Below are 21,348 nucleotides of genomic sequence, written 5' to 3'. Positions count from 1 at the left end.
CAAATTAGCTACTGGTTTTTAATTAGGGAGGAAAACGATGCAGAGTATTTTAGCCATTAGTTTATTTTTAGTCACATTATTTTTTGTCATAGTGCAACCACGTAAACTATCTATCGGCTGGTCAGCCTGTATAGGGGCGGCGATTGCCTTACTAATGGGTGTAGTTACCTGGCATGATGTGTTAGAAGTAACTGGAATTGTTTGGAATGCGACGTTATCATTTATTGGCATTATTTTAATTTCGCTAATCTTAGATGAAATTGGTTTTTTCGAATGGGCAGCTCTGCACATGGCACGACTTGCGAAGGGAAGCGGAATTCGGTTATTTGTTTATATTGCTTGCCTAGGGGCAGTTGTGTCGGCCCTATTTGCTAATGATGGAGCGGCTTTAATACTCACTCCCATTGTGTTAGCAATGGTAAGAAAACTGAATTTAACTGAAAAAATGATTTTTCCGTTTATCATGGCAAGTGGTTTTATAGCAGATACAACTTCCTTACCATTTGTAATAAGTAATTTAACTAATATTGTATCAGCTGATTTTTTTGAAATCGGCTTTATAGAGTATGCAATTCATATGGTTGTACCGAATTTCTTTTCTTTAGTGGCCAGTATTGTTGTACTGTATATTGTTTTTCGACGGTCCATTCCACAGCATTATTCTCTTGAGGCGGTTGAGCATCCAAAGCAGGCAATTCGAGATCCTCGCTTATTTTCGATAGCTTGGTATGTGATCGCCATCCTATTAGTAGGGTTCGTGGTCGGTGAAGTTCTACACATTCCTGTATCCTTCGTTTTATGCGGTGTTGCTTCTATTTTCTTATCGCTTGCACAGCGTAGTAAGGTTGTAGATACGAAGAGGGTCATAAAAGGAGCGCCGTGGAATATAGTGTTCTTTTCCATTGGTATGTATGTGGTGGTCTATGGATTAAAAAATGTAGGGATGACAGGATTGCTAGCCAGTTTACTAGAGCAAGCGGTACAGCATGGTTTTGTAGTGGCAACCATGACGATGGGATTTGTTGCGGCAATTTTGTCTGCAGTGATGAATAATTTACCTACTGTTATGATTGATGCCTTAGCCATTTCTGAAACAAGTGCAACTGGTATGATGAAGGAAGGGCTCATTTATGCAAATGTTATTGGCACAAATTTAGGTCCGAAAATGACACCGATTGGCTCGCTTGCGACATTATTATGGCTTCATATATTGGCTCAAAAGGGCATTAAAATTAGCTGGGGACAGTATTTTAGAATCGGCATCATTCTTACAATTCCAACACTGCTCGCTACTTTACTAGCATTAGTTTTTTGGATAAGTATAATAGCATAGTTATATTGTCGAAATAGTGAAATAAATAGTACAATAAGTAATAGTAAGATATTAATATATCAGCGTATTAAAGGAGGAAAGTATGCGAGCGACAGGTAAATTAAGTAATAAAATTGTGCTAATGTCATTTGTTATGCTATTAGCTTTGTTAGCCTTTTTCATTGTAACAACGATCTATACAGCGAAATCATCTGTTAATAAAACAATGGGAACACAGGCAGTTGCAGTTGCTGAGAATATTGCAAAACGTTTGAACGCAGATGAATATGAACAACTCTCACAGGACCCAAAGGAATCTGAATTATATTGGCAGCTAAGGCAAGAACTCAATGAATTGCGTGAAATAAATGGGGTTCTGTATGCCTATACTTTCGCAGTCCCAAAGGAAGATAAAAAGGTTCGATTTTTAGTGGATGGTATGCCAGTAGATGATCAAGAAAATGCTGGCGTTATAGGAGATGAATCTGCTTCCACCTATTATAAAGATTTAAAAAAGGTAATGGATACGGGGAACTACTACTCCGATATTTTACATAGCGATTTTGGCGATTATTTATCAGGTACTGTGCCATTGAAAGATGCCTCAGGAAATATTGTTGCCTTTGTAGGGGTAGATATAGAGGCAACAGAGGTAAGTGGTGTGACAAATGCTGTGCTAACAGCCATTTTACCTGCTTTAATTGTCGTTATATTAGCTTTAATAGGACTTGTTATGTTTATTATGTATCGTTATATCAATCGAGCGTTGAAGCCTTTAACAAATTTAGGTGTTGCCGCACAAAACTTTGCACAAGGAGATATTGCTAAGGCATCTATGGCAGTAGAGGAAATTCAATTGACAGGAGAAAATGAGATTACTATTTTTGCTCAATCCTTTAAGGAGTCTCTACAAAGATTAAAAGAAACATTCCACACGATTCAACAACGAACATTAGCTTTACAAAGTGTCGTTCAAAAGATTGATGAGACAACTCATCATGTGGAAACATCAAACGCTCAAATTGCGGATCGTATTATCGAAATTGCTGCGGGGAGTGAGCAGCAGCAGCAAAACAATCAAGAGGTTGTCTTAACGATGAACGAAATGTCGATTGGTATTCAACGTCTAGCTGATACTACGTCTGAAATTGCCGAGTCATCTTCAGCTATGACGGGTCTAGTTGAAACAAGTGTTGGTCATTCACAAGAAGTTGTATCACAAATTCAAAATGTAGAAGCCTCCGTTTTACGTACAGCTAATCATGTCGAGGAGATGGGCGAGAAGTTCCGTTCTATTGAAGAGATGGTGACGATCATTACGAGTATTGCCGATCAAACAAACTTACTTGCTTTGAATGCGGCGATTGAAGCAGCGAGGGCTGGGGAAGCAGGTAAAGGATTTGCGGTTGTGGCGGACGAAGTACATAAACTTGCAGAGATGTCTAAATCATCAGCTGACGAAATACACATGCATTTAGAAAGCTTTAAGAAAATAACAGATCGAGCATTGCAAGAGATGTCGAGCAGTACAGTAGACGTACAAGCAGGCAATAAAGCGGTGCAATATATTGGTGTAAGCTTAGAGCAAATATTGCAATCAGTCATTGAGGTAAATAACAAAATTCAAGATGATTCAGCTGTGATCGAGGAAATGTCAGCTGGCTCTGAGGAAATATTAGCTACTATAGAGCAAATGAATGATATTGCGAAGCATAGTGTGCTAGGAACAAAGGAAGTTGCAACTTCCTCTGACTTACAAGTAGCAATGGTTTCGGAATTAAATGAAGTTGTAACCATTTTAGATCAGACATCTAAAGAAGTTATCGATACGATTAATACATTCAAATTATGATGACCTTGAAACTATTTTTCTATAAGCATAGGTCTTGTAGAAAAATAGTTTTTTAATAGGAGATAGTAGTGTGTAAATGTCTAAATAAACCATATTAAGGGAAATTAGAAAATAATTTGTGTTTTACCCATTGTGAAAACTTTCAAACCATAACATAATATAAAGTAATATTTGTTGAACGAAATAGGGGGGCTAAAGTATGAGGTTTTTACGTTCAATACAGGGGAAATTGATTATTATTTCATTAGCAATACTGATTATTCCAAGTTTAATAATTGGTATAGTTAGCTACGGTAAGGCTAAGAATGGCATGGAGGAAATTGGTGAGCAAGTACTTTACAATAGCGTAGAATCAGCTTTGCAAATAATTGAGCTTGCCAATGAGAGTGTTGAAAAAGGTGACATTCCTTTAGAAGTTGCACAGGAGCGAGTACGTGAGGCGTTTCTTGGACCTAAAGATAGCGAAGGGAAACGCCCTATTAATTATCCTGGTGATTTAGGAGAATATGGCTATATTTATGTATTGGATGATAAGGGGACATTAACAACACATCCAACGCGAGAAGGGGATAATCTTTGGAATGACCAGGATAGTAGCGGAAATTATTTTATTCGGGAAGTGACTGAAAAAGCTCTTGCTGGTGGTGGTTTTACAGTATATGAATTTGAGCTACCAGGTCAGGATGTCTTAGCAGATAAAATTATTTATTCGGAGAAAGATCCACATTGGGGATGGGTAATCGCATCAGGTACATATATGCAAGATTTTAACGAAGGGGCAAATTCTTTATTGTTAGTGATTGGTGTGACATTAGTGGGTGCGATTATTATCGGGACAATCGTAGTCATTTTAGTATCTAGACATCTGGCATTACCAGTTAAAAAATTATCGATGCGTGTGCGAGAAGTAGCGCAAGGGAATTTAACTGTAGAGATTGAGCATTTACAGCGTTCAGATGAAATTGGACAATTAAATGAGGGCTTTAATGAAATGGTAAATCAACTCAAAACGCTTATTTCAGATGTGGAGGAAGCGATTGTAGAAATACAATCGACATCAGCGAACCTAACAGCAGTGGCTGAAGAGACGGATGCCTATGGTGACGAAATCGTCAAAGCCATCAATGAAGTATCTAAAGGTGCAGTCAAGCAAGCATCAGATGCGGAGGATACAAATCGAACAGCTATTGAGTTTGCTCAGCAAATTGAAGGATTGCACGATAAAAATGATTTAATGTTGGATGCATCACAGCATATGAAAAAATCAAATGAAGAAGGTCTCGTTAATCTAGATAGTTTAAAAGAGACATCACAGGAATCTTCCGATATTATTCAGAACATTCAATCTGTTTTTGGCAGTTTAATAGTCAAAGTGCATGAAATTGAAGGTATTGTAGAGACAATTACGCAAATTTCCGACCAAACAAACCTACTGGCTCTTAATGCCTCTATTGAAGCCGCAAGAGCGGGAGAACATGGTAAAGGATTTGCAGTTGTTGCAGAAGAAGTACGTAAGCTTGCGGATCAAACATCAGTCGCGACAGAGCTCGTCCGCACCACTATAAAGGGGATTGAAAGTGAAACGAAGTTAGTCAATGATGAGATGCAGAAAACGCATGCTATTGTGCATCAGCAAAATGATTCGGTTCAGGTGACAGCGTTATCTTTTAAAGAAATTAAATTGGCTGTTGAAAAAATAATAGCCATTATAGGAGATATGGCAGAGGGTGTAGAATATTTAAATAGCTCCAAGAATGTTATTATGCAGTCGATTGAAAGCATTGCAATGATTAGTGAAAAGAATGCTGCTGCATCTGAAGAGGTAACAGCGTCTGTAGATGAGCAGCAACGAGCAATCCAGCTTGTTAGTGAGTCTTCCAATGATCTAACTGATGAAATATCAGCCTTACAGGAGTCTATTAAACGCTTTATATTGAGATAATTATGCAGGATGCTTGGTCAACAAGCATCCCATGTTGTTGAAAAAAGGTAATGTCAACGGCATAATAAGCAATTTTGTAAGGCGAGGGGGTGATTTCCGTTCCGCCAGCGTCCTTTCCAGGGGGCGTCTGATGAGCCGCTTCACTCACTGCGTTCGCTCCAGGGTCTCCTCTGTGACGCTAAATCCCCTAGGAGTGACGCTGGCTCCACTCCAATCAGCCATTCTGCAAAAGTGTCTTTTCCTGAACAAAATAGCCCATTATTTATATTATAAGAGAGGATAGCCTCTTACTTTCAATGTGGAGAAGTGATGTGTGACAACACCCCTCCATAAAAGAGTAGTGAATACCTTCACTTTTTTATGGATTGGAGTGGAAGGCTACTTGACTCCCGTGGGATAGCGAGACAGGCGAGCCTCTAAACGGAGTGGTAGCGGAGGAAGCGGCTCGGCGCTCGCCCACAGGAAAGCAAGTAGCCTGCAACGGAGATCCTTTTTCACCTTTCACATAAATTCTATGGATGGTTTTGTTTTTCAACACTATGGGATGCTTGGTCAACAAGCATCCTTTTTTCTTTAGCTGCGTTAATAAAAGGTAAAGGAGGGGTGATTTGTGAAAAAATGGGTAATTGGAGGAAGTGTACTTCTAGTAAGCATTGGAATGGTTCTTTATATTTGGTTGGGAAAACAAATAGAGCAGGGTGTTGAACCAAGTGCAAAAGGCTCTGCTGACTATATGATTATACTAGGGGCAAAAGTAAAGGCGGGTGGTGTACCATCACTTTCATTAAAGAGTAGATTAGAGGTGGCAGTTCCATACTTAACAAAATACCCTCATGTTAAGGTCATTGTGTCAGGGGGGCAAGGACCTGATGAAGATCAAACAGAGGCATCTGTTATGCAAGAATATTTAGAACAGAACGGTATCAAGGCTACAAGGATTATCGTCGAGGACAAGTCTACGTCCACTTATGAAAATTTAGTATTTTCCAAAGAACTATTACCGAAAGATACAAAGAAAATCACCATCGTTTCAAATGACTTTCATTTGAAACGCGCCAAGTATTTAGCAGAAACTTTAGATTTCGAAGTGGATGTCGTCGCAGCCGAAACACCAAAGTCAGTAGAAGCTAAACTAAGATTGAGAGAAAGAGCCGCTTTATTAAAAACGTATATTGTTGGCTATTAAAGTACTTTCATTGAGGCGTAATCATTTCTAGTGCTTTCTCGTAAAAAACACCACTACAAAAATAGATAATTGTTTCTTAATAGGTTCCATTTGGCATATAATAGAAATATCACGGGGTATAGGACAGAAAGAGGGGACTTCAATGACAACGTTTAAAGATTATCAGTATAGCCGTCCAAATGTGGCAGCGATGAAAGAACAGCAATTAGCACTTATCGAGCAATTTAAACATGCACAATCAATAGATGAGCAAAGTGGTGTAATTGAGAAGCTAAATGCCATCAGTAATGACTTTGCGACAATGGCTAACTTAGTATACATTCGCGCTTCAATCGATACGAATGATGAATTTTATCAAGCAGAACGCGATTATTTCGATGAAGTAGGCCCAGAGCTAGAAGAAGTAACGACTGAATATTATAAAGCATTAATTGATTCACCATTCCGTGAGCAATTAGAAGAGAAGTGGGGTCAACAATTATTTGACCTTGCAAGCTATCAAATTAAGGGTTTTTCACCAGCAGTTATTGATTTAATGCAAAAAGAAAACAAGCTTGTTTCTGAGTATAATAAGCTTGTAGCTTCTGCACAAATTGACTTTAATGGGGAGACATTAACACTTGCTCAGCTTGGTCCGTTTGCAGAATCAACTGATCGAGAAACACGTAAGGCAGCAACTGATGCCCGTTTCGGTTTCTTTGCGAAGCATGAAGATGATTTCGATCGTTTATATGATGAGCTTGTAAAAGTACGTCATGAAATTGCGATTAAACTAGGCTATAACAACTATGTTGAGCTAGGATATGTTCGTATGAATCGTATTGATTATAATGCGGAAATGGTTCAAAAATTCCGTGATCAGGTTCGTGATTTAATTGTACCTGTGGCAACGAAGCTATATGAGCGTCAGGCAAAGCGTATTGGAATTGAAGATTTTAAATTCTATGATGAAGCATTCAACTTCTTATCAGGTAATGCTGCTCCAAAAGGAGATCCAGAGTGGATCGTGGCGAATGGTAAGAAAATGTATGAGGAATTATCACCTGAAACAGGAGAATTCTTCAATTTCATGATTGACCATGACTTAATGGACCTAGTAGCGAAGAAAGGGAAAGAGAGTGGTGGTTATTGTACATTTATTGAAAACTATCATTCTCCATTTATTTTCTCGAATTTTAACGGTACGTCAGGTGATATCGATGTATTAACACATGAAGCAGGACATGCCTTCCAAGTTTATTCAAGCCGTAACATTGGCATTCCAGAGTATCTATGGCCGACCTATGAATCTTGTGAAATTCACTCGATGAGTATGGAATTCTTCACATGGCCTTGGATGGAGTTGTTCTTTAAAGAGGATACAGAGAAATATAAATTTACGCATTTAAGTAGTGGTCTTTTATTCTTACCATATGGTGTTGCAGTAGATGAGTTCCAACATGTTATTTATGAAAATCCAACAATGACGCCGGCTGAACGTAAAGCAGCATGGAAAAAAATTGAGGAAACATATTTACCACACCGCGACTATGATCATAACAGCTACCTAGAGGCTGGAGGCATATGGCAACGTCAGGGTCATATTTATGCAAGTCCATTTTATTATATTGATTACACGTTAGCCCAAATTTGTGCATTCCAGTTCTGGAAACGCTCACGTGAAGAATTTGAATCGGCTTGGAAAGACTATATTCATCTATGTGGCTTAGGTGGTTCTATGTCCTTTACAAAGCTGGTAAAAGAGGCAGGTTTAATTTCACCATTTGAAGATGGCTGTGTTGAATCGGTTATCGGGGAAATTGAGGAATACTTAAATTCAGTAGACGATTCTTCACTATAATTGATTACGTAAATTCGCTACACTTCCATGCTAAGCGTTGTGGAAGTGAGCGAATTTTTTAGTTTGTCAAAGTTGATTTTTCAAGCAAATTCGAAAAATCTGGACGCATGGCTTAGCTGTGCGCATGTAGCAATGTCGTCCAGTAGTATCATTGATTTTGTTTAAAAATACTAGGATACTTGCGAAATGGGTAATATATCAGTAGTATTTTCAGTAACTGTGAAAAAAGGAAGTGAATAAAAGTGACGAGGAAAGTTTGGTTTCAAGTAGGTGTAGGGATATTAATTACACTACTAATCATTAAATATTTTATAGAGATTCATTGGATTTTTTCACCATTAGTCATCATATTAAAAGCTATTTTTGTCCCTTTACTACTTGGCGGTGTCCTCTATTATGTGACAGAACCGATCCAGAGATTTTTAGAAAAACGTAGATTTCCTAGATGGGGAAGTATTTTGACGATTGTATTTGGGCTAATAGCCATTGTAGGGATTTTTGGTTGGATTATTGGTAATCCGATTGCTGAGCAGATCAATAAATTAGTGAAGAATGCCCCTATGATTAGTACGAGCATTAGCACAAGCATTCAGCAACTAACAGACTATGTAACGCAAAATAAAGATAACTTCCCACAGCAATTAAATGATGTTATTGAAAAAATGGCGAATTCAGTACAAGATGTTGCAGTAGTGGCGAGTAAAGGATTTATGTCTTTTTTACAATCCATAGTGTCCGTATCGTTATTAGCTATATTAATTCCGTTTTTCTTTATTTTTATGCTGAAGGATCATGAGAAATTTGCACCATCCATCTATAAGTATTTCAGTGGTGAACGTCAGCAATGGGTAAAGAAAACGTTAAGTGAAATTGATGATGTATTACGTACTTATATTCAGGGCCAACTGCAAATTAGTTTTTTATTAGCACTTATTATGTATGTCGGCTATTTAATTATTGGATTAGACTATTCGTTGCTGCTAGTAATCTTCGCGTTCTTTATGAACATGATTCCATTTATCGGACCTTGGATCGCCTTTGCGCCAGCGCTGATCGTAGCAGTTATTCAGGATCCTATTTTAGTTGTGTGGGTATCCGTTGTGACGCTTGTTGCTCAGCAAATTGATAGCAACTTTATCACACCTAATGTTATGGGGAAATCCCTTGATATCCATCCACTAACCGTGATTACAATTATTCTAGCAGCAGGTAATATAGCAGGTTTTATTGGAATTATTATCGCTGTACCATTTTATGCAGTATTAAAGGTTATCGTATCCAATATTTATGATCAACGTAATGCGATTAAGAAAAAAGCGACGAAGTCAGTATAGGAGTCGAAACAATGGAACAAGAAATTGTAAAGGTATTTAATGAGCAGCATGAGCAAATAGGGACAGCTACGAGAGCAGAAGTACATGAAAAAGGGCTTTGGCATGAGACTTTTCATTGCTGGCTTGTCAATGAAGACTATATTTATTTTCAAATACGTAGCTCACAGAAAAAGGATTATCCAGGCTTACTCGATATTACAGCAGCAGGACATCTTTTAGCGATTGAGACTGTGGAGTCAGGTATCAGAGAAGTAAAAGAAGAATTAGGGCTCCAGATAGATGTCCATGAAGTTGTCAAAATGGGCATGACCTCTTGTAGTATCGTTTCCGAAAATATGATTGACAATGAATTTTGCCATGTCTACATATACCCTTTCGAGCACGATTGGGATTCCTTTGATTTACAGTACGAGGAAGTATCAGGTGTAGTGAGAGCAAGGCTAAATGAGGCTGAGGCTTTCTTCTTGGGAGAAACAACAACACTTAATATTGAAGGGTACGAGTATTTCCCTGATGGTCAACGAGTGAAAATTGTCAGACCAGTTGGCACCACGCAATTTGTTCCTTATCGAGAATTGTATGTAGCACAAGTGATAAAATTTACACGCGAAAAGATATTTAATCAAACATCATAAGAGGGAAAGTAGGACAAGCTATCAATGTAAGCTTGTCCTACTTTTTGGGCAAAAATGATTTAGAAACTACACGATATAACAGTAAAAAATACGTTATACTGTAAGATAGATTGTAAAGAAAAGGAGCATTTTTAATATGCTAACATTTGAACAAAAACAAGCGATTATTGAATCGTTTTCTGGACTAACAAAAAAGGAGATTTCATTAAAACGCTTAAATTATCACTATATGGATAGTCTTTATGAAAAGACAATTGTAGTGGAAAAGCTTCACCCAAATGGCAATGGCTTTGTCTTTGTTGGGGATTTATTACGCTATGAGCAAGAGGCTACTGATAAAGGATTAGTGAATATCCGTGATTACGATGAGCAACAGCTACGTGAGATTATTGAGGATTCTATTCAGTATTTATCAGAAGAAGTAGAAGAGCAGGAGCCGATTGTAGAGATTTGGCATAGCCGAGATGGTGTGAAATTACAGCTAGCGTTTGAGCAACGTTCTTGGAATGTGTATCATGGAGAAAATCTTGAAGAGGCATTTGGTACGTATGACGCGGCAAAGGAATATTTACTAGAAGAAGGCTTTCGTACAAAGAAATAAACATACGGGGGATCATCATAAATGAACGGAAAAAAATTAGTGGGAATTGTAATTGTTGTTTTAATCGTGGCATGTTTATTTTCAGTTTTTACCATTACTAATTTTTATAAAAACCATGAGGAACAGCCGAATCGAGAAAATCGAGAAATTAATAAGTCAAAGAGCTTGAATTTAATTTTGCCACAGGCTACAATTATCTCGAATTCAAGATAATCGAGAGGTGATTGTTAGTGCAACACATTTTTTATAAAGGTACAGATGAAACAAAACCGACGTTGCTATTGTTACATGGCACGGGTGGTAATGAAGAAAGTTTAATTGGGTTGGCAAAAGAAATAGATGAAACAGCCAATATTTTAAGTGTACGTGGAAATGTTCTTGAGCATGGGATGCCGCGATTTTTCCGTCGATTAGCAGAAGGTGTCTTTGATATAGAGGATTTAATCTTTCGAACTAAAGAGCTTCATGACTTTTTACAGGAGGCGGCACAGCAATATGGCTTTGATCGCCAACGAATTGTAGCGATTGGCTATTCAAATGGCGCTAATATTGCAGCAAGCTTATTATTCCACTATGCTGATGCATTAGCAGGAGCTATTTTACATCATCCAATGGTACCAAGACGTGGAATAGAATTACCTCAACTTTCTTCTACGCCTGTTTTTATCGGTGCTGGAACGAATGATCCGATGTGTACAGCACAGGAGTCTGAGGATTTAGAAGCGCTTTTAACGTCTTCAGGTGCAATGGTCACGACAGCTTGGTTTAATTTTGGTCATCAGCTAACAATGCCGGAAGTACAAGCAGCAAAAGAATGGTATAACAGTATCTATGTTTAATTGAAAAATCCGCCTCTTTTCCTAAAGGAGGCGGATTTTAATGATTTTATTTACTTTTCTTTGAAAAAGGTAGCCACCAGTTCCAATCACCAAATAATTTCATGAGACTTGGCACAAGCATAAGACGAATAATCGTCGCATCAATAGCAACGGCAATGGCTATACCAACACCAATTTGTTTTACAGGCATCACGTCTGTGAAGGCAAATGCCCCTGTAATAACAATCATAATAAGCGCTGCCGATGTAATAATACGGCTAGTGGATGTTAACCCATCAATTGTTGCGTGTGTATTATCTGCCCCTTTTAAATATTCTTCTTGGATACGAGAGATTAAGAAGACTTCGTAGTCCATACTTAAGCCGAACACCAGACAGAAAACAATGACTGGAATAATTAGTACAATCGGACCTGCTTCAATACCAAAATGTCCATATTGGAAAATATAAACGAGTATACCGAACGCAGATGAAAGCCCAATAATGTTCATAATAATCGCTTTTAACGGTATTAAAATCGAACGGAATGCCAGCATTAAAATAAAGAATGTGGAAACGATGATAATGGCTATAGCCAAAACTATTTTATTCGCAATTTCATCAAAAATCTCTTGGTTGAATTTAGCGGGTCCTCCAAGCGCGAAATCTACACCTAAATCTTGATCCATCCAAGATCGGGCAAATTTTTGAGCAGTAGTGGAAGAGCCCGCTGCATCGATGGTAATAGGGATAAATAATTGAGTATCTTTTGAAAAAGTATTCATTACAGACTTTAACTGTTCCGCAATCTGTGGAATTGCTAAAGAAGTGGAAAGCTCCTCAGGTGTTTGAATGTTAGCAGCTGTATAGACTGTTGAAACATTTGTTACTAGGGAGTCCTTTAATAGCTTTTCTTGAATAGCATAAATGAGCTCTCTTCCTTCAGCATCCTCCCAGCCTTCTTTTCGTTCAGCTAATAAATATAACGTAGATGATTCACCCAGTCCAAACGTTTCATCTAATTTATCATATGCTGCACGTGCATCATATTTAGTTGGCAAGGAGTCAACCTGTGGAATCGTTAGTTGTATGTCCTTTAATGGGAGCATACCAATGCCAAGTAATAATAAAGCAGAGATTACAATGGCTATTGGATGTTTCATGACAAAGCCTGCAAAGCCACGCCAACGATTGGCACCACCTGGTTTAATGCGTATTAGACGCCATTTATTGAGTTTATCTCCTAATAGCATCATAGTGGCAGGGAGTAGTGTCAAGCCAGAAAGAACGGCTAACAGGACGACTATGGTACCTCCTAGAGCGATATTGTGAAAAATCTCTACATCAATAACGATCATAGCGCCTAAGCCTATCATGACACAAACAGCAGAGAAAATGATGGAACGCCCTGCTGTTTGTATAGCAGTTTGAATAGCTTGGACTATAGAGGTGTGCGCACGCTCTTCTCGGTAACGATTAATAAACAACAATGCAAAATCAATGCTTAAAGCAAGCCCGAGCATTGGGACAATATTTAAGACGAAAATGGATAGATTCACACTACCACTAAGGAGCGTCATTATACCGAACGCAGTAACAACTGTTACAACACCAATGATGATTGGCAAAATAGAAGCAATCACTGTACCAAAAGCCAATAAGAGAACAACGATGGCAATGGGTAACCCAATGGCTTCAGCGGAAGCTAAATCTTTTTGACTGGCTGTATTAATGTCAGCAGAAATAACGGGTCCTCCCGTAATGCTAACGCCGTCTACTTCAATTAATGATCGAACATTTTCTACAATGTCAGAAAGATTCTCCACATCATTTTTTAAATGAACCATTGCATAGGCAATGTCATCTTTACGTAAAGAGGAGTCTTCTAAAGGTGATTGGATTGAATGTATGTCTTTTATGCTATCTAGTTTTTTTAAAGTGTCTTTGATTTGTTGATCTTCAGCTGGATCAAAGACAATTAAAATCGTATCAGATGGTAGATCAAAGTTTTCTGCTAGCTCATTAGTCACATAGGTATGGTCGGCTTCAACAAAAAAGCCATCACCCTGAAGTTTACCTGGAAGCTGTAGAGCAAAATAAGCCATTGCTAGAAAAATAATAAGCCATATCGCTACGATTGCTTTTGCATGTGCTGTAATAAATGCCGAAAAAGTTTTCATGGTTGTTAATGCATCCCCCTTCTCAAATAGTGTAAAGGATGTGTCACATTTTGTCGTGTGACAAAGTAAAGATATTGGACAGGAGTCTTTCATAGTGTTGAAAAACAAAACCATCCATAGAATTTATGTGAAAGGTGAAAAAGGATTTCCGTTGCAGGCTACTTGCTTTCCTGTGGGCGAGCGCCGAGCCGCTTCCTCTGCTACCGCTCCGTTTAGAGGCTCGCCTGTCTCGCTATTCCCACGGGAGTCAAGTAGCCTTCCACTCCAATCCATAAAAAAGTGAAGGCATTCACTACTCTTTTATGGAGGGGTGTTGTCACACATCACTTCTCCACATTGAAAATAAGAGGCTATCCTCTCTTATAATATAAATAATGGGCTATTTTGTTCAGGAAAAGACACTTTTGCAGAAAGGTTGATTGGAGTGGAGCCAGCGTCACTCCTAGGGGAATTTAGCGTCATAGAGGAGACCCTGGAGCGAACGCAGTGAGTGAAGCGGCTCATCGGACGCCCCCTGGAAAGGACGCTGGCGGAACGGAAATCAACCCCTCGCCTTACAAAATTGCTTATTATGCCGTTGACATTACCTTTTTTCAACAACATGAAAGACTCCTGTCCATCTATTGGACAGGAGCCTTTTATTAAAAGAATAATGATAAGAGGAAATAAATAACAGATGCCATAACGGCTGAAATTGGCATTGTAATAATCCAAGTAGTGACAATCTTGCGGGCCATACCCCAGTTTACACCACGTACACGCTGTGCAGAACCAACACCCATTATAGATGAAGAAATAACATGTGTGGTTGATACTGGTAAGTGGACTAACGTAGCCCCAAAAATGACAGTAGCGGAAGCTAAATCTGCTGCTACACCGTTAACAGGGCGGATTTTCATAATTTTACCGCCAACGGTTTTGATGATTTTATAACCACCTATCGATGTACCTAGACCCATTGCTGCTGCTGCTGCTGCACGCACCCAGAACGGTATTTCATCTCCTGTATGCAAACCACCAGCAATTAACGCCATTGTCATAATCCCCATTGCTTTTTGTGCATCGTTTGTCCCGTGGGTAAATGATTGAATGGCCGCAGTGAAAATTTGCATAGTACGGAAACCTTTATTTGTTCGATATAAGTTTAAATTTTTAAACCATATTTTAAATAGCGTCATCATAATAAAACCTGCGCAAATAGCAAGTATTGGAGAAAAAACTAACGCCATAATAATTTTAGTAAAGCCACCATAGTTTAGTACATTAAAGCCAGCAGAAGCGATAGCAGCGCCGGCAATAGAGCCAATCAATGTGTGAGAAGAACTAGATGGAATACCAAAATACCATGTCAATAAATTCCAAATTATAGCTGAAATTAATGCAGCTAAAATAACGACTGAACCGGTTGTGTCACCTTCAAAAGCATTTAAAGAGAAAGGGTCTACAATATCTTTTGTTAGAGCTTTTGCAACCCCTACAAAGGTAATAGCACCGATAAAGTTCATGGTTGCTGCCATGATGATTGCTACTCGAGGTGGCAATGCTCTAGTGGAAACCGAAGTTGCGATAGCATTTGCTGTATCATGGAAGCCATTGATAAAGTCAAATGTAAGGGCAAAGATGACGACCAGTACGGTTAGTATAATGATTGTGTTCATTGTAAAGTGCCCATCTCCTAATTATGCGTTGCGCATGATAATTGTTTCCATAGTATTTGCTACGTTTTGACAATGATCAGCGATATCTTCAAGTTGTTCATATATATCTTTAAATTTAATGAGGCGAATTGGATCTTTTTCATTTAAAAATAATTTCTTAATGGAAGAACGCTGTACCTCATCACATTCACGTTCATAGTCTTTAATAAGAATTGCGTGTGGACGCATGCCAATTAGATTCTTTTTCTTTAACTCTTCAGTCGCTTTAACAATTTCATCAGCACTTTTAGAAATAAACCCTAAGAACGTACGCATGGATTCATCGATTTCTGTCAGGGAAAACATTTCAAAGTGTGCAATACAGTGTTCTGTTCCATCTAAAATATCATCCATACGAATGGCAAACTCTAAAATATCCTCACGTTCAATAGGTGTCATAAATGATTTGTTTAGCATTACGATCAGTTCATGAATGAGCTTATCGCCAGCAGTTTCGTAATTTTTCATTGTAATGCTAATCTCTTTTAGGTCAGCTACACTGTTAATACGAAAATCATTTGCGTAATGTACAGCCTCTCTCATATTTTCAGCAATTTTATGCAATGCAATAAAGAAAGGGTCTTGTTTTTTTGAGTTAAGCATGTAAATCGAATCCTCCTGGATGTAAATAAAATTAATCGACCTCTAAACTTTATTATCATAACAAAATCTTTAATTTATCTACATAAAAACTTTATATTCGACATGAAAATTTACATTCCTGTAATATTTATTTCGTTCACAAAATGAAAGGGGAACAAACTGTATTTACTTTTATAGATACAGGAAAAGTCTTTATTTAATAAGGAATTATCTTATAGTTTTTTCTGTTTGGTACAGATTTCAACGGAAAATAGGATGAATAACAAGAGAAATAGCATGATGAATTGTAAAGCTAATGTAAATACGTTTGTACTATGAGGAAGTCTTCTTATTCTTAAGAATTTCTTCATTTTTATCCTTCCTCTTTATTAAGAATTGTTTTCTACAATGGGAAATGAATGAGAAAGGAGCGTTTATAAACAAATGATTCAAGTTGAAAACTTACAACATACATTTTTAATTGGTAAAAGAGGGAAGGAAAAACAGGTTCCAGTATTGAAAGGTGTGAACTTTGAAGTTAATAAAGGAGAGATTGTTGCCATTGTAGGAAAAAGCGGCTCTGGCAAATCGACCTTATTACAAGTTCTTGCTGGTTTTATGAAAGCTGAACAGGGGTCTATTAAAGTAAATGGTAAGGAAACAGCCCATCTGACTGAAACAGAAAGTGCTGCTTTTCGCTTACGTCAATTTGGCTTTATTTTTCAAAACTTTCAGTTGATGCCGGGTTTAACGGCTTTCGAAAATATTGAATTACCTTTAAAACTACAGGGCTTACGTAAGGCTGTACGGAAAGAAAGGGTAAAGAAATTAATGGACAAAGTTGGTCTGACAGAAGTGGCAGATCATTATCCTAATGAATTATCTGGTGGACAACAACAGCGTGTCAGTATTGCGCGTGCCCTTATCACAAATCCTCCGATATTGCTTGCTGATGAGCCTACAGGAAGTCTTGATTCAGAAACCGAGCAAGATATTTTATTGCTTATCCAGAGCCTAAACCGTGAGCTAGGGCTAACCTTTGTCATTATTACGCATGATGAAGAAGTGGCCACGATAGCACATAGACGTTTTCGCATGTATGATGGCGAACTTGTAAAGGAGGAGGCTTAACATGTTATTTAAAGATCAACTAGATTTTGTAACACAACATATTAAGAAAAATAAGCTGCGCGTGTTTATGACGATATTAGCTGCAACGATGGGCTGTGCTTTTCTGATTGTGCTAGCATCCGTTGGTTTTGGATTACAGGAATCTTTACGCAATGAAATTCTTTCGAATGAAACAGTTACGAAAATTCAAGTATATGGCGATAAGCAATTGACAGAAGAGCAAGTACAAGAAATTAAAAATTTGAACCATGTAGAAACGGTGCTTGAAACGATAAGTGTGAATGCTTCTGCACATTCCTTTTTAGGTGATCGTGATACAACCTCTAATTTAATTTTGTCGGATATGCAGGACTTTGAGCAGGTGAACGGCAAGCTTGCAAAAGGACACTATCCAACAAAGCCAAATGAAATTGTTGTAGGCTATCATTTTGGTCAAACATTATTGAATGCGGCAGAACGCAATATTATTGAAGAAAAGAGTAAAAAGGCTGAAGCAGAAGGAACATACTATGATGGTAGTGAAGAAGGCTATAAAGAATCATTAATTGGAAAAAATATAGAGCTTTCCTTAGTGCCTCATACTGGCACAAATGATGAAACGCAAAAAATGGCCTATACAATTGTTGGTGTGATGGAGAAGCCTTCTTATGATTGGATGGTTGATAACGCCATTCACATGGATAAAGCACAAAAGTCAGTGTTAGCTGAAAATATACCTGCCAATAGTGATATCAAAGAAGATGAGCTATTTTACTCAGAATTTAATATTTATGCGGATACTTTAGAAAATGTAAAGCCGATTTTGGAGAAGTTAAAGGGTAAAGGCTATAGTGTCTATTCAGTGACCGAACAATTAGATCAAATGAATGTATTTTTCCTTGTACTAAAAATTGGCTTAATCTTTGTAGGGACGATTGCGGTGCTGATTGCTTCTATTGGTATTTTTAATACAATGACAATGGCTGTCACAGAGCGTACACGTGAAATCGGTGTGTTAAAGGCGATTGGTGCAAGTCCGAAGCTTATTCAACGATTATTCTTAATGGAGAGCACGTTTATTGGTATTTTTGGAACGTTTATTGCGGTTGTTATTTCGTATGCCATCAGCTTTGCGGCTAACGCAGCATTACCATTGATTCTTAAGGCAGCGACAGGAGAGGAGGCTTTTGCAACAAATGATATAATATTCTCTCTTATACCATGGCAATTAGTCATTATTGCAGCCGCCATTAGTATCGGAGTAGCGATGATTTCAGGCTATCGTCCAGCACGCAAAGCGACTAAAATAGATGTGATTCAAGCTTTACGACAAGAGCTATAATAAAAGGCGGTCCATTTCAAAGATGGATCGCCTTTCTATTAGGGAAGGAGTACCCCGTAGATTATAAATAATCTTTTAACTCTTTAGCTAAAAATGGTGTGGCATTGAGCAATTTTAAGAAGGCATCATAGCTGGCGCGTTGCTCTTCACTAGGTTTTTTACCTGTTTGATATGCTCGGATTAAAATGTTTTTAGGGGTATTTTCCATATCAATAAACTCTAAAAGCTGTGCCTCATAGCCAACCAAGGATAATATTTCAGCACGAATAGCATCTGTGGCTAGTGCTGCAAAACGTTCTCGAACAAGACCGTGTTGCAACATAATATCAAGAGCTGGCGTATTTAATTGACGATTTAACTCATGCTGACAACAAGGGACACTTAATATTACACTGGCCCCCCATTTCACAGCACGAGCTAGTGCCATGTCTGTCGCAACATCACATGCATGTAGTGTTACCACCATGTCCACAGCAGATTCATCATTATAATCATTAATATCTCCTACAAGAAATTCGAGCTGGTCATAGCCTAGATCCTGTGCGATTCTTGAACATTCTTCAATAACCTCTTTTTTTAAATCTAAACCAGTAACACGAATGTCTAAGCCCTTTTCGATTTTTAAATAATGATACAAAGCGAAGGTTAAGTAAGATTTACCCGAACCAAAATCTAAAATACGCACTTGTCGATCCTGAGGTAAGTAAGTTAAAGCATCATCAATAAATTCAATGAAACGATTAATTTGCTTAAACTTATCGTATTTTTGTTTCTTTACTTTCCCTTCCTCTGTTTGTACCCCAAGCCGAATTAAAAATGGATAGGGCTGGTCATCAGATAGTAAATAATTTTTTTTTCGATTATGGGCTAAATTGACTTGTTTAGGGGAGGTCGCTTTATCAGATTTCCAAAGGACCTTATTCTTTTTGGATAATTGCACATGTACTTTTTCATCTACAAAATCGATATGTGCTTGACGATAATCCTCAAAAATGGCTTCAAGCTTGTAAGGGAAATCGGCCACTTCAATATTTTCATGTTTTAAAATGCGTTCATATTGGTATTCAATTTGTATATGATAATGATTTTTTAACATTAATGGCTTTAATTTTATACGTTTGATTTCGTTCGATTTCATGCGTGGTTGACTGATTGTAGCAGTCACAAGCTGTTGCTGTAAAATTTGCTCAATGAGCAGAGCTTTCATTTCTTCAAATGTCATACATTTTCGCCTACTTTATTGTGTAATAGATGGCACTAGTTTAACACATTTTATAATAGACAATGGCTACTTTGACATTCGGAAAAATTTTAATAAAAATTCTGAGTATTTATAGGTGGAATTGTATATTCATGGTATCTTAAATATAGTAATTCTTTTTGAATTGGAGATACTAAAGAGGAAAAAAGGAGGAGAAAATATGTCAGATAACATGTATCAATTATTAGCAATTATTATTTACATGGTCGCCATGCTAGCAATAGGTTGGTATGCATTTGTGAAAACATCCAATTTAACAGACTATATGCTTGGCGGTCGTTCCTTAGGTCCAGCGGTTACTGCGCTAAGTGCAGGTGCTGCGGATATGTCTGGCTGGCTCCTTATGGGCTTACCAGGTGCGATATTTTTATCAGGTCTTGTGGAAGCTTGGATTGCGATTGGACTTACAATAGGGGCTTATTTAAACTGGCTGCTTGTTGCACCACGTTTACGGGTTTACACACAGGTTACGAATGATTCCATTACCATTCCAAGTTATTTGGATAATCGATTACGTGATAATACTAAGCTTATTAGGATTGCTTCAGGTATTATCATCCTATTATTTTTCACGTTTTATGTATCGTCAGGAATGGTAGCAGGAGGCAAGTTTTTCGAGAGTTCATTTGGTTATGATTATCACACAGGGTTATTAATCGTTTCAGGCGTAACAGTTGCCTATACCCTATTCGGTGGGTTTTTAGCGGTTAGTTATACAGATTTTTTACAAGGGCTTATTATGTTTTTAGCACTTATTATGGTACCGTTATTCGGGCTATTTGTAACAGGTGGGATAGGAGATACAATTACCTCTATTAAAGCGGTTAGTCCAGATCTTCTAAATTTATTACCAGCCACTGCGACAGCGGCAGGAATTATTTCTTCAGTTGCTTGGGGATTAGGTTATTTTGGACAGCCACATATCATTGTTCGCTTTATGGCAATTAGCTCTGTGAAAGAAACAAAGCAGGCTCGACGTATTGGTATTGGCTGGATGATGTTAAGTTTATTCGGTGCTATTGGGACAGCTTTGGTAGGGGTAGCCTATTATGAGCAAAACGCTGGTGAGCTGAAAGACGCTGAAACAGTATTTATTGTCCTAGGACAAGTTTTATTCCATCCATTTATAGCCGGTATTATGCTGGCGGCTATTTTAGCAGCTGTTATGAGTACCATTTCCTCACAGCTTATTGTGACTTCCTCAGCGCTTGTAGAGGATATTTATAAAGCTTTATTTAATAAAACAGCAGATGATAAACATTATGTGTTTGTTGGGCGTATGGCTGTATTAGTTGTTGCAATTATTGCAGCAATCCTAGGGTGGAATCCAGATAGTTCCATTTTAAGCTTAGTTGGCTTTGCTTGGGCAGGATTTGGTGCAGCGTTTGGACCTATTATTTTACTCTCTTTATATTGGAGAAAGCTCACGAATTATGGGGCACTTAGCGGAATGATAACAGGGGCTGCAACTGCGTTTGTTTGGGGTAAAGTGGATGTTTTATCAAGTGCTCTATATGAAATTGTTCCTGGCTTCTTTGTTTGTTTAATTGTTGCGATTGTTGTCAGTATGCTGACATATAGACCAAATAAAGAAATTGAAGAAGAGTTCACTCGCTCAGAGACAATACTAAAAGAAGAAAGAAAATAGTTAAAATGC

General features: G+C 37.9%; 18 protein-coding genes. 13 read left to right on the top strand and 5 right to left on the bottom strand.

Going from position 1 to position 21,348, the window contains the following annotated elements:
• Positions 1 to 37 precede the first annotated feature (37 nt).
• The 10 genes from MHI22_RS14170 (at position 38) to MHI22_RS14125 (ending at position 11,541) form a co-directional block, all read left to right on the top strand.
• A complete protein-coding gene (locus tag MHI22_RS14170) occupies positions 38 to 1,333 on the top strand; it encodes an arsenic transporter (protein ID WP_340812273.1) in 1,296 nt (431 codons plus the stop codon).
• An 82-nt stretch (positions 1,334 to 1,415) separates the two neighbouring features.
• Positions 1,416 to 3,164 carry a methyl-accepting chemotaxis protein gene (locus tag MHI22_RS14165; RefSeq protein WP_340812271.1) on the top strand — a complete coding sequence of 583 codons (1,749 nt, stop codon included), beginning with the start codon at positions 1,416 to 1,418 and terminating at the stop codon, positions 3,162 to 3,164.
• Between the two features lie 199 nt (positions 3,165 to 3,363).
• Complete coding sequence (locus MHI22_RS14160; protein ID WP_330493694.1) at positions 3,364 to 5,106, top strand: methyl-accepting chemotaxis protein; 1,743 nt, start codon at positions 3,364 to 3,366, stop codon at positions 5,104 to 5,106.
• 658 nt (positions 5,107 to 5,764) lie between these two features.
• Complete coding sequence (locus tag MHI22_RS14155; protein ID WP_051891773.1) at positions 5,765 to 6,292, top strand: YdcF family protein; 528 nt, start codon at positions 5,765 to 5,767, stop codon at positions 6,290 to 6,292.
• A gap of 142 nt (positions 6,293 to 6,434) precedes the next feature.
• Complete coding sequence (locus tag MHI22_RS14150) at positions 6,435 to 8,132, top strand: M3 family oligoendopeptidase (RefSeq protein ID WP_036128477.1); 1,698 nt, start codon at positions 6,435 to 6,437, stop codon at positions 8,130 to 8,132.
• 242 nt (positions 8,133 to 8,374) lie between these two features.
• The gene (locus MHI22_RS14145) at positions 8,375 to 9,466 is read left to right on the top strand and encodes an AI-2E family transporter (protein WP_036128475.1); all 1,092 of its coding nucleotides are present in this window, start codon (positions 8,375 to 8,377) and stop codon (positions 9,464 to 9,466) included.
• Between the two features lie 11 nt (positions 9,467 to 9,477).
• A complete protein-coding gene (locus MHI22_RS14140; protein WP_036128472.1) occupies positions 9,478 to 10,101 on the top strand; it encodes an NUDIX hydrolase in 624 nt (207 codons plus the stop codon).
• A gap of 136 nt (positions 10,102 to 10,237) precedes the next feature.
• The gene (locus MHI22_RS14135; protein ID WP_036128470.1) at positions 10,238 to 10,702 is read left to right on the top strand and encodes a hypothetical protein; all 465 of its coding nucleotides are present in this window, start codon (positions 10,238 to 10,240) and stop codon (positions 10,700 to 10,702) included.
• 21 nt (positions 10,703 to 10,723) lie between these two features.
• Entirely contained in the window at positions 10,724 to 10,915 is a 192-nt protein-coding gene (locus MHI22_RS14130) for a hypothetical protein (RefSeq protein WP_036128468.1), read from the top strand.
• Positions 10,916 to 10,932: 17 nt separating this feature from the next.
• Positions 10,933 to 11,541, top strand: coding sequence for an alpha/beta hydrolase (locus MHI22_RS14125; RefSeq protein WP_036128466.1), 609 nt, complete (start codon positions 10,933 to 10,935; stop codon positions 11,539 to 11,541).
• A gap of 46 nt (positions 11,542 to 11,587) precedes the next feature.
• Here MHI22_RS14125 and MHI22_RS14120 read toward each other — a convergent pair whose 3' ends face one another.
• From MHI22_RS14120 to MHI22_RS14105, 4 genes are all read right to left on the bottom strand, one after another.
• Entirely contained in the window at positions 11,588 to 13,699 is a 2,112-nt protein-coding gene (locus tag MHI22_RS14120; protein WP_340812269.1) for an MMPL family transporter, read from the bottom strand.
• Positions 13,700 to 13,822: 123 nt separating this feature from the next.
• Complete coding sequence (locus MHI22_RS14115) at positions 13,823 to 13,972, bottom strand: hypothetical protein (protein ID WP_157492955.1); 150 nt, start codon at positions 13,970 to 13,972, stop codon at positions 13,823 to 13,825.
• A gap of 368 nt (positions 13,973 to 14,340) precedes the next feature.
• Complete coding sequence (locus MHI22_RS14110; RefSeq protein ID WP_058844748.1) at positions 14,341 to 15,357, bottom strand: inorganic phosphate transporter; 1,017 nt, start codon at positions 15,355 to 15,357, stop codon at positions 14,341 to 14,343.
• A gap of 21 nt (positions 15,358 to 15,378) precedes the next feature.
• Complete coding sequence (locus MHI22_RS14105; RefSeq protein WP_036128422.1) at positions 15,379 to 15,999, bottom strand: DUF47 domain-containing protein; 621 nt, start codon at positions 15,997 to 15,999, stop codon at positions 15,379 to 15,381.
• 423 nt (positions 16,000 to 16,422) lie between these two features.
• Here MHI22_RS14105 and MHI22_RS14100 point away from each other — a divergent pair, with 423 nt between their 5' ends.
• Entirely contained in the window at positions 16,423 to 17,109 is a 687-nt protein-coding gene (locus MHI22_RS14100) for an ABC transporter ATP-binding protein (RefSeq protein ID WP_036128420.1), read from the top strand.
• A 1-nt stretch (position 17,110) separates the two neighbouring features.
• Entirely contained in the window at positions 17,111 to 18,430 is a 1,320-nt protein-coding gene (locus MHI22_RS14095) for an ABC transporter permease (RefSeq protein ID WP_036128417.1), read from the top strand.
• 61 nt (positions 18,431 to 18,491) lie between these two features.
• On the opposite strand, the gene MHI22_RS14090 is transcribed toward MHI22_RS14095, so the two are convergent.
• Complete coding sequence (locus MHI22_RS14090) at positions 18,492 to 19,652, bottom strand: class I SAM-dependent methyltransferase (protein ID WP_058844747.1); 1,161 nt, start codon at positions 19,650 to 19,652, stop codon at positions 18,492 to 18,494.
• Between the two features lie 199 nt (positions 19,653 to 19,851).
• Here MHI22_RS14090 and putP point away from each other — a divergent pair, with 199 nt between their 5' ends.
• On the top strand, positions 19,852 to 21,339 hold the full coding sequence (putP, locus tag MHI22_RS14085) for a sodium/proline symporter PutP (protein WP_249646073.1): 1,488 nt from the start codon (positions 19,852 to 19,854) through the stop codon (positions 21,337 to 21,339).
• Positions 21,340 to 21,348: the final 9 nt, after the last annotated feature.

The sequence above is a fragment of the Lysinibacillus sp. FSL L8-0312 genome (genome assembly GCF_038003285.1).
GTDB classification, from domain to species: domain Bacteria; phylum Bacillota; class Bacilli; order Bacillales_A; family Planococcaceae; genus Lysinibacillus; species Lysinibacillus fusiformis_D.
This window is presented reverse-complemented; position numbering and strand designations above follow the sequence as displayed.

What these genes read in the sequence shown, in the direction of transcription:
- MHI22_RS14170 (WP_340812273.1), top strand. Translation starts at nt 38, where the DNA reads ATGCAGAGTATTTTAGCCATTAGTTTATTTTTAGTCACATTATTTTTT.
- MHI22_RS14165 (WP_340812271.1), top strand. Translation starts at nt 1,416, where the DNA reads ATGCGAGCGACAGGTAAATTAAGTAATAAAATTGTGCTAATGTCATTT.
- MHI22_RS14160 (WP_330493694.1), top strand. Translation starts at nt 3,364, where the DNA reads ATGAGGTTTTTACGTTCAATACAGGGGAAATTGATTATTATTTCATTA.
- MHI22_RS14155 (WP_051891773.1), top strand. Translation starts at nt 5,765, where the DNA reads ATGGTTCTTTATATTTGGTTGGGAAAACAAATAGAGCAGGGTGTTGAA.
- MHI22_RS14150 (WP_036128477.1), top strand. Translation starts at nt 6,435, where the DNA reads ATGACAACGTTTAAAGATTATCAGTATAGCCGTCCAAATGTGGCAGCG.
- MHI22_RS14140 (WP_036128472.1), top strand. Translation starts at nt 9,478, where the DNA reads ATGGAACAAGAAATTGTAAAGGTATTTAATGAGCAGCATGAGCAAATA.
- MHI22_RS14135 (WP_036128470.1), top strand. Translation starts at nt 10,238, where the DNA reads ATGCTAACATTTGAACAAAAACAAGCGATTATTGAATCGTTTTCTGGA.
- MHI22_RS14130 (WP_036128468.1), top strand. Translation starts at nt 10,724, where the DNA reads ATGAACGGAAAAAAATTAGTGGGAATTGTAATTGTTGTTTTAATCGTG.
- MHI22_RS14120 (WP_340812269.1), bottom strand. Translation starts at nt 13,699, where the DNA reads ATGAAAACTTTTTCGGCATTTATTACAGCACATGCAAAAGCAATCGTA.
- MHI22_RS14115 (WP_157492955.1), bottom strand. Translation starts at nt 13,972, where the DNA reads ATGGATTGGAGTGGAAGGCTACTTGACTCCCGTGGGAATAGCGAGACA.
- MHI22_RS14110 (WP_058844748.1), bottom strand. Translation starts at nt 15,357, where the DNA reads ATGAACACAATCATTATACTAACCGTACTGGTCGTCATCTTTGCCCTT.
- MHI22_RS14105 (WP_036128422.1), bottom strand. Translation starts at nt 15,999, where the DNA reads ATGCTTAACTCAAAAAAACAAGACCCTTTCTTTATTGCATTGCATAAA.
- MHI22_RS14100 (WP_036128420.1), top strand. Translation starts at nt 16,423, where the DNA reads ATGATTCAAGTTGAAAACTTACAACATACATTTTTAATTGGTAAAAGA.
- MHI22_RS14095 (WP_036128417.1), top strand. Translation starts at nt 17,111, where the DNA reads ATGTTATTTAAAGATCAACTAGATTTTGTAACACAACATATTAAGAAA.
- MHI22_RS14090 (WP_058844747.1), bottom strand. Translation starts at nt 19,652, where the DNA reads ATGACATTTGAAGAAATGAAAGCTCTGCTCATTGAGCAAATTTTACAG.
- putP (WP_249646073.1), top strand. Translation starts at nt 19,852, where the DNA reads ATGTCAGATAACATGTATCAATTATTAGCAATTATTATTTACATGGTC.